General features: G+C 66.0%; 9 protein-coding genes and 2 pseudogenes. 9 read left to right on the forward strand and 2 right to left on the reverse strand.

Annotated features, from left to right (window positions below; all coding sequences use genetic code 11):
• Positions 1 to 148: 148 nt before the first annotated feature.
• Positions 149 to 1,875 (reverse strand): annotated as a pseudogene (locus G6N68_RS27105) (IS1634 family transposase).
• Between the two features lie 354 nt (positions 1,876 to 2,229).
• Positions 2,230 to 3,426 carry a cysteine desulfurase-like protein gene (locus tag G6N68_RS27110; protein ID WP_163719251.1) on the reverse strand — a complete coding sequence of 399 codons (1,197 nt, stop codon included), beginning with the start codon at positions 3,424 to 3,426 and terminating at the stop codon, positions 2,230 to 2,232.
• A 130-nt stretch (positions 3,427 to 3,556) separates the two neighbouring features.
• Between G6N68_RS27110 and G6N68_RS27115 the strand changes: the two genes are divergently transcribed.
• The 9 genes and pseudogenes from G6N68_RS27115 (at position 3,557) to G6N68_RS27150 (ending at position 13,686) form a co-directional block, all read left to right on the forward strand.
• On the forward strand, positions 3,557 to 5,530 hold the full coding sequence (locus G6N68_RS27115) for a DUF6541 family protein (RefSeq protein WP_163719252.1): 1,974 nt from the start codon (positions 3,557 to 3,559) through the stop codon (positions 5,528 to 5,530).
• 9 nt (positions 5,531 to 5,539) lie between these two features.
• Positions 5,540 to 6,109: a bacterial proteasome activator family protein gene (locus G6N68_RS27120; RefSeq protein ID WP_163719253.1), complete on the forward strand. Its 570-nt coding sequence runs from the start codon at positions 5,540 to 5,542 to the stop codon at positions 6,107 to 6,109.
• Between the two features lie 3 nt (positions 6,110 to 6,112).
• Positions 6,113 to 6,925, forward strand: coding sequence for a galactan export ABC transporter ATP-binding subunit Wzt/RfbE (gene wzt, locus G6N68_RS27125; RefSeq protein ID WP_163719254.1), 813 nt, complete (start codon positions 6,113 to 6,115; stop codon positions 6,923 to 6,925).
• Positions 6,918 to 7,832, forward strand: coding sequence for a galactofuranosyltransferase GlfT1 (gene glfT1, locus G6N68_RS27130; RefSeq protein WP_163719255.1), 915 nt, complete (start codon positions 6,918 to 6,920; stop codon positions 7,830 to 7,832). Before wzt ends, glfT1 begins: the two co-directional genes overlap by 8 nt.
• The gene (gene wzm, locus G6N68_RS27135) at positions 7,829 to 8,659 is read left to right on the forward strand and encodes a galactan export ABC transporter permease subunit Wzm/RfbD (protein WP_163719256.1); all 831 of its coding nucleotides are present in this window, start codon (positions 7,829 to 7,831) and stop codon (positions 8,657 to 8,659) included. Before glfT1 ends, wzm begins: the two co-directional genes overlap by 4 nt.
• Positions 8,660 to 8,670: 11 nt before the next feature.
• Positions 8,671 to 9,504, forward strand: coding sequence for a class I SAM-dependent methyltransferase (locus G6N68_RS27140; protein ID WP_240355939.1), 834 nt, complete (start codon positions 8,671 to 8,673; stop codon positions 9,502 to 9,504).
• 219 nt (positions 9,505 to 9,723) lie between these two features.
• Positions 9,724 to 9,948 (forward strand): annotated as a pseudogene (locus G6N68_RS32435) (PE family protein); the annotation flags it as partial.
• Positions 9,937 to 11,739 (forward strand): PE family protein, encoded by a 1,803-nt coding sequence (locus tag G6N68_RS27145; RefSeq protein ID WP_372517445.1) that lies wholly within the window; start codon positions 9,937 to 9,939, stop codon positions 11,737 to 11,739. The pseudogene G6N68_RS32435 and the gene G6N68_RS27145, both read left to right, overlap by 12 nt.
• A 177-nt stretch (positions 11,740 to 11,916) precedes the next feature.
• Complete coding sequence (locus G6N68_RS27150; RefSeq protein WP_163719258.1) at positions 11,917 to 13,686, forward strand: PPE family protein; 1,770 nt, start codon at positions 11,917 to 11,919, stop codon at positions 13,684 to 13,686.
• Positions 13,687 to 13,718: the final 32 nt, after the last annotated feature.

Genomic DNA, 13,718 nt, shown 5'->3' on the forward strand with positions numbered 1-13,718 from the left:
GCCGTTTGGCATAGGTGGCGTGGCACAGCAACTATTGCAATGCCAGAACACGAGATCGTGTAGACCCCGGTGATGTGCTCTAGACCGTAGTTCCCCCTGGTTTGGTGATGAGTGTGCCGTGACCTGGGGTTTTGTGTTGTCTGCATGACTACTTGTAGCCCAGGCGGTGGGTGAGGCCGAGTAGTTCGAAGGCGTGGTGTTGTAGTGCGGTGGGGGTGGTGAATTTGGTGAACGTGGGCATGTCGTCGGCGGGCTGGATGTGGCTGGCGCAGATGGTGGCTAGGTCGGCGAGCAGGCTGGTGAAGCTGTGCACCGGGGTGTCGTCGGTGGTGCGTTTGCGGGAGGCTTTGGCTAGGGCGGCATCGGAACGTTGAGCGGGGCAACGGGTTGGTGCGTTTGGCGGCGGCTGCGGGTTTGTCGTGGTCGCGAAACAGCAGGGGCCAGGGCTTGTTTCATGTGCCAGCTGATGTAGTAGGACAGCATGCGTAGGAACATGTGGGCGCGGACCCGGTCGGCGAGGTGGTGGCGGATGGGTCGCACGTCAAGTTCACTGTTGAGGGTCCGGAAGAAGCGTTCGACGTCTTCGAGTCCCTTGTAGCGCAACACCACATCGTCACGGCCCAGGGCGGATTTGGGCAGGTTGGTACGCAGCACGTAGATGCCGTCGAGGGCGGCTTCGGCGGCGATGGCGTCTTCGTTGCGGGTGAAGGTGAATGAGTTGTCGGTGATGGTGATGTGGAAGTGTTTGGCCATCTTGTAGTGGTTGATCACCTTGCCTACCCGTAGCGCGATATCGTCTTTGCCGCGCAAGGGTCGGCGGGTTCGGGTGGTGGCGTCGGTAATGGCGGTGAGTTGTTTTCGGTGGCGGCCAACAGGTCTTGGCGTTTTGGGTGCGCTTTTGAGCTAGAGCGGGTTGTGGCAGCAGACCAGGCGTTCGCCGGGATAGTCCGGGGAGTTGATCTCAGCGAGGTCGTGTTCGTCGAACAAGCTCAGCTGCAGGGCGTCGGCTTGCACAAGGGCCTTGATCTGCGGGGCGCGCAGCGCGGTGATCCAGTCCAGACCGGCAGGGCGTAGTTCCTCGGTGATGCGCGCGCTGGTGATCATGCCGCGATCGCCGACAAGGGCCACCCGCGACAGTCCGAACCGGTTTTTCAGCTTATTGATTTGGGCGGTCAACGTTTTCGGGTCAGCGGTGTTGCCGTCGAACACTTCGATGGCAACCGGTATCCCGGCGGTGGTGGCCAGCAGCCCGTAGACGATCTGCAAACGTCCTTTGACCCCGTCACGGGCGTGTCCGATCTTGCCCAGGGGGCAGGTGCGGCCCTCAAAGGCCGCCGAGGACACGTCGTAGAGCACTAGGGTGCCATCGTTCAGATGCCGGGCGGCCAGCGCGGTTTCGATGGCATCTTTGCGGGCCAGCGCCCAGTCCATCGCCGCGTACAGGTCGTCCTCATCGGCCCCACTGACCCCCAGCACCTCGCCCAGTGAGCTGGTGGCGGTCTGGGTGCGCAAACCGCGTGCGGTGGCCAGCTTGGATTCCGGGGCGATGACCTGGGCTACCAGCATCGCGGTGACCAGGTCGCGCCGCCGCGATGGTGTCGCGTCGATGAGATCTTCGACGCCCAGGGTCCGGGCGGTGCCCAGCACTGCGGCCACGTGCCCATGGGGCAGGCTGCGGGAGACCTCAAACGACTCGGCCAGATCCCGCGTGGCCGGCAGGCCTTTGAGGGCACGCTGTAGCTTTTCCACCTTGCGCTCGGGCCAGTGTGACAAGTTGGCCAGGGTGCGTGTTTTGACTTTGCCGTTGTCGCGGTAGGACTCCCGCAACAGCACCGCTGGCGGTGACCCACGGTTGGGAACCCGAGTCACGTACATGATTACTTTATATCAACTTATCCGCGCTATATCTACGATATGCCAAGTTAACACGCCGAGCAATGCCATGCATAATACATGACTACATTAGTACGCCCGCATGAACGCCAAACACCTGCTCACGAACAACATCGGGGATTCAGAACCCACTCAGCGGGGGGAACTACGGTCTAGAAGAGCATGGCCAGCACTAACGATCCCGCCTGCAGCAAGGGTTTTCGATCGCCTGAACGATCGGCTGAGCATTCGCTAACCAAGCAGTACCTACCAGCACGCCACCACCCCGGCCAGCAGACACAAAATCACCCAATTTCGTTGCTAAAAAGGTGATTTGCGTCTGCTCGCAGTAAAAAGTTAGCCCAGCGAGGCCAGCGCGCGCACCAACTGGTCGACCTCGGCAGTCGTCGAGTAATGCGCCAACCCGACGGTCACCGCGCCGCCGACATCGTTCACACCCAAAACATCGAGCACCCGAGAGCCCTCGTTGCACACCGCCAGAATCCCGTTGTCCGCCAACCGTTGTACCACCCGGTCCGCCGGAACATCTTGAAAAGCAAAGCTGATCAACGGGATCCGCGCCTCGGGCCGTCCCAGCAGGATCACCAGCGGCAGCGAGCGCAGCGAGGACAGCAGATAGTCGAAGACCCGGTTCATGTAGCCGGACGCCGATTGCATCGACAGCGCCAGGCGTTCGCGGCGGCTTCCGCGCGCCGACTCGTCGAGCGAGGCCAGGTACTCGATGCTGGCGACCACCCCGGCCAACAAGCCGAACTGGTGCACACCGACCTCCAACCGCGCGGGACCGGTCGCATGCGGGTTCGTCGACACCGAGCCGAACGTGTTCATCAGCGACGGGTCACGGAACACCATGGCGCCGATCGGCGGGCCGCCCCACCCGACCGCGTTCACCGCCACCACGTCGGCGTCGGTCTCTTTCATGTCGAACAACCGGTACGGGGCCGCGGCGGTATGGTCGACCACCACCAGGCCGCCGACGTCGTGCACCAGCTTGGTCATCGCGCGCAGGTCGGTGACGCCGCCCAGCGTTCCGGACGCGGAGGTCACCGCGACCAGCCGCGTCGCTTTGCTGATCAACCCTTCCCACTGCCACGTCGGCAACTCGCCGGTCTCGATGTCGACCTCTGCCCACTTCACCTTCGCGCCGTAGCGATGCGCCGCCCGCAGCCAGGGCGCGATGTTGGCCTCGTCATCCAGCCGGCTGACGATGACCTCGTATCCCAGGCCGGCGCGCGACGAGGACGCCTCTGCCAAAGCCGACAGCAGCACCGCGCGATCGGCACCCAGCACCACCCCGCTGGGATCGGCATTGACCAGATCGGCCACCGCCTCGCGCGCGGCGTCCAGCACCGCGGCGCTGCGTCGCGCCGACGGATGGGAGCCGATCGCGCTGGCACTGGACCTACGGAAAGCGGTCGACACGGTCGTGGCGACCGAGTCGGGGATGAGCATGCCGGCCGGGGCGTCGAAGTGCACCCACCCGTCACCCAGAGACGGATGCAAGCCACGCACCCGGGCGACGTCGTAACCCATGGAAGCCACCTTAGAGCTTTCGCAATTTCGCAAATTGGTGACGTTGGTATGAGGAGCCCCTGACATTTCCCGACGGTGCCAGTCGTTCGGGCTACGCGAGCCAGGTCACCCGGGCAGCCATACTAGTCGAGTGAGCTTAGGGTTCGGAACGCTGATCGCATTGATATTGCTGATCGCGCCGGGTGCGATTGTTGCGCGGATTGCGCAGCTCAGTTGGCCTATCGCCATCGCCGCGGGGCCGCCGCTGACCTATGGCGTGGTGGCGTTGGCCATCGTTCCCTACGGTGCGCTCGGCATCCCCTGGAACGGGTGGACCGCGCTGGCCGCATTGGCCGTCATTTGTGTCATCGCTCTCGCTTTGCAGCTGCTGCTGGACCGCTTCCGGGACACCGAGGCCGAGGCGCGCGGCGTCTCCCCCTGGCCAGCGCTCACCGTCGCGGGCGGCGTGATCCTGGGCGTAGTGCTCATCGGTTGGGCGGCCTGGACCGGCATCCCGCACTGGCAATCCATCCCCAGCACGTGGGACGCGGTGTGGCACGCCAACACCGTGCGCTGGATCCTGGACACCGGCCAGGCGTCGCCGACCCACATGGGCGAGCTGCGCAATGTCGAAACCCACGCGCTGCTGTACTACCCCTCGGTGTTTCACGCCCTGACCGCGGTGCTGTGCCAACTCACCGGGGCGGCGGCCACCACCGGCTACACCCTGACCTCACTGGCTGCGGCTATCTGGCTGTTTCCGGTCAGCGCGGCCGTTCTCGCCTGGCAAGTGCTGCGCAGGCACACCACCGAGTGGCGCACCGCGGGAGTGGCGGCCACGGCCGCGGCGCTCTCCGCATCGTTCACCGCGGTGCCCTACGTCGAGTTCGACACCGCCGCGATGCCCAACCTGGCGGCCTACGGCGTTGCCGTGCCGACGATGGCGTTGATCGCCTCGACACCGCGGCATCGCGACCGGATTCCGGTGGCGATCCTGGCTTTGGTCGGCGTCTTCTCGGTGCACATCACCGGCGGCATGGTCGTCATGCTGTTGCTGGCCGGGTGGTGGCTGTTCGAGGCGCTTTGGCGTCCGGTGCGTTCCCGCGTGAGCGACGTGCTCACCCTGGCCGGTGTCGCGGTGGCGGCCGGGCTGATCCTGTTACCGCAGTTCCTGTGCGTGACCAAGCAGGAAGACATCATCGCCGGACATTCCTTCCTGACCTACCTGAGCAAGCGGAGGGGGATCTTCGACGCGGTCTTCCAGCACTCCCGCCACCTCAACGACTTCCCGGTCCAGTACGGCCTGACCGCCCTCGCGGTGATCGGCGGCATCGTCCTGCTGGTCAAGAAGATCTGGTGGCCGCTGGCGGTGTGGGCGCTGCTGATCGTCGTCAACGTCAACGCGGGCACACCCCTGGGCGGACCGGTCGAACGGGTCGCCAGCGCGATCGGCGAGTTCTTCTACAACGATCCCCGACGGGTCGCTGCCGCCACGACGCTCATCCTCACGTCCGGGGCGGGACTCGGTTTGTTCGTGGTGGTTGCGTTGGTGGTGGCGGCGGCGAAGGCGCTCAGCGCCCGTTTCAGACCGCTGCCGGCGTCCGTTTGGGCGCCGGCGACGGCAGCGTTACTCGTGGGCGCCTGCGTGATCAGCGCCTGGCACTACTTCCCACGGCACCAGTTCTTGTTCGGCGACAAGTACGACTCGGTCATGATCAACGACCAGGATCTCCGAGCCATGGCCTACCTGGCGACGTTGCCGGGTGCGCGCGACACCACGATCGGCAATTCCAACGTCGACGGCACCGCCTGGATGTACGCGGTTGCGGGCCTACACCCGTTGTGGACGCACTACGACTACCCCGTGCAGGCCGGCCCCGGCTACCACCGCTATATCTTCTGGGCTTACGCCAGCAAGGGCGATGCCGACCCACGGGTCGTCGAGGCAATCAAGGCGCTCAATATCCGCTACGTATTGGCCAGCGGCCCGACGGTCAGGGGTTTCAAGATTCCAGACGGGCTAGTCTCACTGAACAAGTCGCCGTACTGGGCCATGATCTACGACAACGGCGGCGCACAGATTTACGAGTGGCGCGGCAAAGGCTCTCCTGCGTCTACCCCGTAAATAACGAGGATGGTGATTGGGTTGACTTCGGGCAGCGATGACCCCGATATGGACGACGTCGAGGTCATCGGCGGCGTCGATCCCAGGCTGCTGGCGCTCCGTGCCGGCAACGATGCGGACGCCGAGGACGACGAGGACGTCGAGGAGCGCTCACTGACCGACCTGGTCGAGCAGCCCGCAAAGGTGATGCGGATCGGCACGATGATCAAGCAGTTGCTGGAGGAGGTTCGCGCCGCGCCGCTCGACGAAGCCAGCCGTACCCGGCTGCGCGACATTCACGCGACCAGCATCCGCGAGCTCGAAGACGGACTGGCGCCGGAACTGCGGGAAGAACTCGAGCGTCTGACGCTGCCGTTCAGCGAGGACGTGGCGCCGACGGACGCGGAGCTGCGCATCGCCCAGGCACAATTGGTCGGCTGGTTGGAGGGGCTGTTCCACGGCATCCAGACCGCGCTGTTCGCTCAGCAGATGGCCGCCCGCGCGCAGCTCGAGCAGATGCGCCAGGGGGCATTGCCGCCGGGGTTGGGTAAACCGGGTCACGGTCACCACGGTTCCCACGGCACGGGACAGTACCTGTAAGCCGTGTCGACCGGGCCTCACATCGTGACCCGCGATGCGTGGGTCGAGTTTCCGATCTTCGACGCCAAGTCGCGGTCCCTGAAGAAGGCCGTCCTGGGCAAGGCGGGCGGCACGATCGGACGCAACAGCTCCAACGTGGTTGTCATCGAGGCGTTGCGCGACATCACCATGGAGCTCAACCTCGGCGATCGCGTCGGCCTGGTTGGACACAACGGCGCCGGCAAGTCCACCCTGCTGCGGCTGCTCTCAGGTATCTACGAACCGACCCGGGGCTGGGCGAAGGTCACCGGGCGGGTGGCGCCGGTCTTCGACCTTGGGGTCGGCATGGATCCCGAGATCTCCGGCTTCGAGAACATCATCATCCGCGGCCTGTTTCTGGGACAGACCCGCAAGCAGATGCTGAGCAAGGTGGATGAGATCGCCGAATTCACCGAGCTGGGCGAGTACCTGTCGATGCCGCTGCGCACCTACTCCACCGGCATGCGGGTGCGGCTGGCCATGGGGGTCGTCACCAGCATCGACCCCGAGATCTTGTTGCTCGACGAAGGTATCGGCGCGGTGGACGCCGAGTTCCTGAAGAAGGCGCAGTCGCGCCTGCAGAGCCTGGTCGAGCGCTCCGGAATCCTGGTGTTCGCCAGCCACTCCAACGAGTTCCTGGCCCGGCTGTGCCGAACCGCGATGTGGATCGACCACGGCACCATCAAGCTCACCGGCGGCATCGAAGATGTGGTCCGTGCCTACGAGGGTGAGGATGCGGCCCGGCACGTCCGCGAAGTGCTGGCCGAGACACAGGGCACTGCCGCTCCGAATGAGTGAATCCGTCTTCGCCGTCGTGGTGACCCACCGGCGTCCCGAGGAACTGGCCCGTTCGTTGGAGATGCTAACCGCGCAGACCCGGGCGCCGGACCGCTTGATCGTCATCGACAACGACGACTCCGGCGACAGCCGCATCCACGACTTGGTTGCCGCGCAGCAGATCACCTCCATCTATCTGAACTCACGCCGAAACCTCGGTGGCGCAGGCGGTTTCGCCCTCGGCATGCTGCTGGCGCTGGCGCACGGCGCGACCTGGATCTGGCTGGCCGACGACGACGGACGCCCACAGGACCCGAAGGTGCTCGAGACCCTGCTGGCGTGCGCCAAGAAGCACGACCTGGCCGAGGTGTCGCCGATGGTGTGCAACATCGACGACCCGGATCAGCTGGCGTTCCCGCTGCGACGCGGCCTGGTATGGCGCCGGCGGGCCAGCGAACTGCGCACCGAGCCGGGCCAGGACCTGCTGCCCGGCATCGCCTCGCTGTTCAACGGCGCGCTGTTCCGTGCGTCGACGTTGGAAGCGGTGGGCGTCCCGGACCTGCGCCTGTTCATCCGCGGCGACGAGGTCGAGATGCACCGTCGTCTGGTCCGCTCCGGCCTGCCGTTCGGCACCTGCCTGGACGCGGTCTACCTACATCCGTGCGGTTCCGACGAGTTCAAGCCGATCCTGGGCGGGCGAATGCACACCCAATACCCCGACGACCCCGGCAAGCGCTTCTTCACCTACCGCAACCGGGGCTACGTGTTGTCGCAACCAGGTCTGCGGAAATTGCTGCCGCAGGAATGGGTGCGGTTCGGCTGGTTCTTCCTGGTAACCCGCCGCGACCCCAAGGGCCTACTGGAGTGGATCCGGTTGCGCCGCTTGGGACGCCGCGAAATCTTCACCAAGCCCGGAGGGTCCTCATGACATTCACCGATGCGGCGGCGCAATCCAGAACGTTCGCCCGCGCCAAGCGTGATCTAGTTGACGGCTTCCATCGTCACGAGTTGTGGCTGCACCTGGGCTGGCAGGACATCAAGCAGCGCTACCGCCGCTCGGTGCTGGGCCCGTTCTGGATCACCATCGCAACCGGAACCACCGCCGTCGCGATGGGCGGGCTGTATTCGAAGCTGTTCCACCTGGAGCTGTCGGTGCATCTGCCGTACGTCACGCTCGGGCTGATCATCTGGAATCTGATCAACGCCGCGATCCTGGAGGGCGCCGACGTCTTCGTCGCCAACGAGGGCCTGATCAAGCAGTTGCCGACGCCGTTGAGCGTGCACGTCTACCGGCTGGTCTGGCGGCAGATGATCCTGTTCGCGCACAACATCGTGATCTACGTGGTCATCGCGATCATCTTCCCCAAGCCGTGGTCGTGGGCGGATCTGTCGGTCATCCCGGCGCTGGCGTTGATCGTGCTCAACTGCGTTTGGGTGTCACTGTGTTTCGGCATCCTGGCGACCCGCTACCGCGACATCGGCCCCCTGCTCTTCTCCGTGGTGCAGTTGCTGTTCTTCATGACGCCGATCATCTGGAACGACGAAACGCTGCGACAGCAGGGCGCCAGCCAGTGGTCGAAGATCGTCGAACTCAACCCGCTGCTGCACTACTTGGACATCGTGCGGGCACCGCTGCTGGGTGCCCACCAAGAACTGCGGCACTGGGCGGTGGTGGTGGTCCTGACGATCGTCGGATGGCTGCTGGCTGCGGTTGCGATGCGGCAGTATCGCGCGCGGGTGCCGTACTGGGTTTAGGAGTCGCGGCATTGAGTGAGCCCCGCAAGATCGACGCCAGCCTGCTTGGCGGCGTATCCGAGACAGCGCTGTTCACCCTCCGCGGCCGGGCCTACCAGGCCGGCCGCGCGGACGCGATCATCGACGACCCGATGGCCGTCCGGCTCGTCGAATCCATCGACTTCGACTTCGACAAGTTCGGCCGCCGCAAGGGCCAGGAGATGGCGTTGCGGTCGCTGGCCGTCGACCGATGCGCGCTCGGTTACCTCGGCCAGCACCCTGATGCCACGGTGGTCGCCCTTGCCGAAGGCTTCCAGACCAGTTTCTGGCGGCTGAGTAGCGCGTTGGATGATCCCCAATTCCATTGGGTGTCCATCGATCTGGAACCGGTCATCGAGCTGCGCCGCCGCCTGTTACCGCGCGAACCACGGATCACCGAGATAGCGCAATCTGCCCTGGATTACAGCTGGATGGACGCGATCGACACCCGTAACGGTGTGTTCATCACCGCCGAAGGGCTGCTGATGTATTTGCAGCCGCACGAGGCGCTGGGACTTATCACCGAGTGCGCCAGACGATTCCCCGGTGGCGAGATGTTCTTCGATGTGCCACCGACCATCGTCAAGAAGCTGGCACCGAAGGGGATGCGTTCGTCCAAGCGATACCGGGTGCCGCCGATGCCGTTCAGCCTCTCGGCGCGTCAACTGGCCAAGCTGGCCGACACCGTTCCCGGCATCCGCGCGGTGCATGACATACCGATACCCAAAGGCAGCGGGGTGTTCTTCGGAACGATCTATCCCGCGCTCTGGCAGTTCCCGACGATCAAGCCACTGCGGGGCGCCTACACCTTGCTCGAATTCGGTTGATACCCAACGACTGCGGGCACATCAAGTCGATTCCTTGACATCAGTGGATGACCTTCGCTGCGGGTGGCCCAACGCCCCAAGGGCGGTCACAGTCACTTCTGAATTGCAAAACACGTCAATACCAGTGACACAACCGTCAATACCGACGTACGATCCGCTTCACCGGATCGGTGATCAATCAGGCGGTCACTGAGCGGTCGGGGGCAGGAAGGCTTAGCCATGCCCCTTATCGTGACGGCGGTTCCCGAATGGTTGTCGGCAGCGGCCGCAGACGTCGCCGGCATCGGTTCCTCCCTCGGTGCGGCCAATGCCGCCGCGGTGGCGCCCACGGCGAACTAGGTGGCCGCCGCGGCGGACGAAGTGTCAGAGCAGATTGCTGCGATCTTCGGCCTTCATGCCCAGCGATATCAGGCAATCAGCGCGCAAGCCGCGCTGTTCCACGCCCAGTTCGTTCAAGCGCTGAGCGCAGCCGGGAACTCCTATGCGATTGCCGAGACGGCCAACGCCTCACCGCTGCAGATCGTCGAGCAGGGGGTACTCGGGGTCATCAATGCGCCCACCCAGGCATTGCTGGGGCGACCGCTGATCGGCGACGGAGCCGCCGGGGCCACCGTGAACGGAGTGGGCCAGGCCGGCGGACCCGGCGGACTGTTGTTCGGCAATGGTGGCGCCGGCGGCACCAGCACGGCGGCCGGGGCGCCCGGCGGAGCGGGCGGCAGCGCTGGATGGTTCGGCAACGGTGGCGCCGGCGGCGCGGGTGGTGCGGGCGCGACGGGCGGTAGTGGCGGCACCGGGGGCCTGCTGTACGGCAACGGTGGTGCCGGTGGGCCGGGCGGGGCGGCACTGGCTGGCATCAATGGCGGTCTTGCCGGACGCGGCGGCGACGGCGGTAGCGCCATTTGGTTCGGCAACGGCGGCCACGGCGGGCAGGGTGGCACCGGCCTGGCAGGGGCGAATGGGGTGAACCCGACCCCGTCGGGTGCCACTGCGGCGACCGGAGCCAACGGCACAACGAACTTCGTATCTAGTGAGGAAGGCCTCATCGTCGGCAGCGGCATCGGTGGCAACGGTGCCAGCGGTGGCGCAGGGGTGGCCGGCGGTACCGGCGGAGAAGGCGGCACTGCGCAAGCCATCGGCACCGGCGCCGCTAATGGAGCCATCGCCATGGGCGGAGCTGGCGGGGACGGGGGCGCGGCCGGCGCCGGCGCCGCCGGCGGTGATGGCGGAGCCGGGGGGGCGGCCGTAGCGCAGACTCCAGTCATGAGCACGGGCGAAACCATAGCCATCGGTGGAGCTGGCGGTAATGGGGCGGCCGGAGGGGCGTCGGGCGGGGCCGGCGGGACCGGCGGGGACGGCGGGCTGGGCGCGAGCGGTGGCAAAGGCACACTCATCGCAAAAGGCGGGAACGGCGGAGCTGGCGGTGCCGGTACCGCAGGCGCTGAAGGAGGCGTGGGCGGAACGGGCGGCACCGGCGGGAACGGCGGGCGGGGCGGCCTGTTGGTCGGCAACGGCGGGGCTGGAGGCGCGGGCGGCTTGGGTGGGGTGGGAGGTTCCGGCGATATCGGCGGTGCCGGCGGCGCCGGCGGCGCTGGCGGTAGCGCCAGTGGTTCTGTCACCGGTGTTCTCGACGCCACCGGTGGCGCGGGCGGCGATGCTGGTGAAGGCGGCAACGGCGGCGCGGGCGGTGCCGGCGGGACCGGTGGCGCGGGTGGGAACGGCGGACGCGGCGGTCTGTGGATCGGTGACGGCGGTGCCGGCGGCGCCGGCGGCTTGGGTGGCGTGGGAGGATCCGGCGCTACCGGCGGTGCCGGCGGTGCCGGCGGCGACGGTGGTATCGCCCCCATCACGGTCGTTGGCGCAGGTGGCGATGGCGGCGACGCCGGCGAGGGCGGCACGGGCGGTGCCGGCGGGACGGGCGGTGCCGGCGGTAGCGGTGGTGCCGGCGGGCTCCTGATGGGAAGCGGCGGTGCAGGCGGCGTCGGCGGCGGCGGCGGGACCGGCGGTGGCGGCGGAAAAGGCGGCGCGGGTGCCCTCGGAGGATCCGGCGGCGCCGGTCCCCAGTCCGGCAACACCGGGAAGGGCAGTTTCGGCGGATTCGGCGGAGACGGTGGCGCTGGGGGGACCGCGGGCGCCGGCGGCAGCGGCGGGACCGGCGGTGCACTTGTGGGCGGCGCGGGCGCCGGCGGCGGGGCCGGCTCCACCGGCACAGTTGGCAATGACGGCTTACCCGGATAGCCCTGGCGTAGCGACGGCTTCCACTTCGCGTCAGGCCGTCGATTTTAAGTAGTCAACTACGTAAACCCACAGCTCCGACCCGGGCGACGATGAGCTCGGAAACTCCCGGGCGACACCGCCCGTGGCCACGTGCCCCGAGCGTTGCTCGCCCCGGAAAGCGGGTGAGGGGGCTCAGCCATGGTCGGATTCCAGATTCTGCCGCCGGAGATCAATTCGTTCTTGATGTTCGAGGGCGCAGGTGCCGCGCCGATGCTGCAGGCCGCGGCGGCCTGGGTTGGGCTGGCGGATCAGCTTGGAGTGGCGGCGAATTCGTTTGCCTCAATCACCTCGGGACTGGCCGGCGGGGCCTGGCAGGGTCCGGCCGCGGCGGCAATGGCGATGGCAGCCGCGCCCTATGCGACGTGGCTGAGCGCGGCATCGGCGTCCGCTGCGGGTGCAGCGACGCAAGCCCAGGCGATCGCCAGCGTGTTCGAGGCCGCGCTGGCGGCGACGATTCACCCGACGGCGGTCATCGCCAATCGGGAGGCGTTCACGCAGTTGGTCCGGTCAAATTTCCTCGGGCTCAACGTGCCCGGAATCATGGCCCTTGAGGCCCAGTACGAAGCGATGTGGGCCGCCGACGTGGCCGCCATGGCCGGCTACCACTCCGGGGCGTTATCGGCGGCCGCGCAGTTGATTCCGATTCCGGAGGGCCTGCAGCAATTCCTGAAAGGCCTAAGCATCGGCAACATCGGCACCGACAACATCGGTAACGGCAACACCGGCAAGAACAACATCGGCAGCGGAAACCGCGGCGACCTCAATCAGGGCAGCGGCAACACCGGCAACGGCAACATCGGCAGCGGAAACTACGGCAACGACAACATCGGGTTCGGCAACTACGGCAACAACAACATCGGCGCGGGAAACGTCGGTACCAACATCGGTTTCGGAAATCGCAACGCTGTGACGGATCGCTTGAACGTGGGCATGGGCAACGTCGGCGACAACAACTTCGGCGTCGGCAACAGCGGCAGTGTCGACGTGGGCGGTGGAAACACCGGCGACGCACACATCGGTGGCGGCAACACCGGGTTGGCGAACTGGGGCTTCGGCAATACCGGGTTCGCGAACTGGGGCTTTGGCAACACCGGCAACGGTAACTTCGGAATCGGCCTCACCGGCGATCATCAGACCGGCATCAACCTGGCCGGGTTGAACTCCGGCATTGGCAATATCGGCTTCGGCAACTCCGGTACAAACAACATCGGCTTCTTCAACTCCGGCAGCGGCAACGTCGGAATCTTCAACTCGGGGATCAACGCCGCCGACCCGGGCGCTCTGAACAACGTCGGCTTGGGGAACGCCGGCATCGCCAACTTCGGCATCGGAAACTCGGGCGGGTTGAGCGTCGGCATCGGGAACGCGGGTAGCGTGACCTTCGGTTTCGGAAACGCCGGCGAGTTGAACACCGGGGTGGGGAACGCGGGTAGCACAAACACCGGCTTCTGGAATTCCGGCGTCGCAAACACGGGCTGGTCGAATGCCGGTATCGCGAATACGGGCTGGGAAAATTCGGGCAACATCAATACGGGCTATTGGAACTCGGGCTCCGCCAATACCGGCTACGGAATCACCACTAACAGTGGCCTTCCTAACTCCGGCTTCAACAACGTGGGTGATGGAATCTCAGGCTTTAACAACAGGGCCAGCGGCGGCTTTAGCGACGGCGTCATGTCCGGCTTTTTCAACGTGGCCAGCGGCGGACTCATCAACGGCGTGATGTCGGGGTTCTTCAACACGGCCTACGGCGGCTCTTTCATCACCGGCTCTATGTCTGGCATAGCAAACATCGGCCTGCCCAACCCCGACTTGGACCCCGCTTTCAGCGGCTACGTCTCGGGACTGTTCAGCGGGGGCACTCTGGTTTCCGGACTGTTCAACATCGCTCAGATATTGCGACGTTGATCGGCTCAGCCGCCTAGCGACCCAGCAGTGTC

Source organism: Mycobacterium bourgelatii (genome assembly GCF_010723575.1).
Lineage (GTDB): Bacteria > Actinomycetota > Actinomycetes > Mycobacteriales > Mycobacteriaceae > Mycobacterium > Mycobacterium bourgelatii.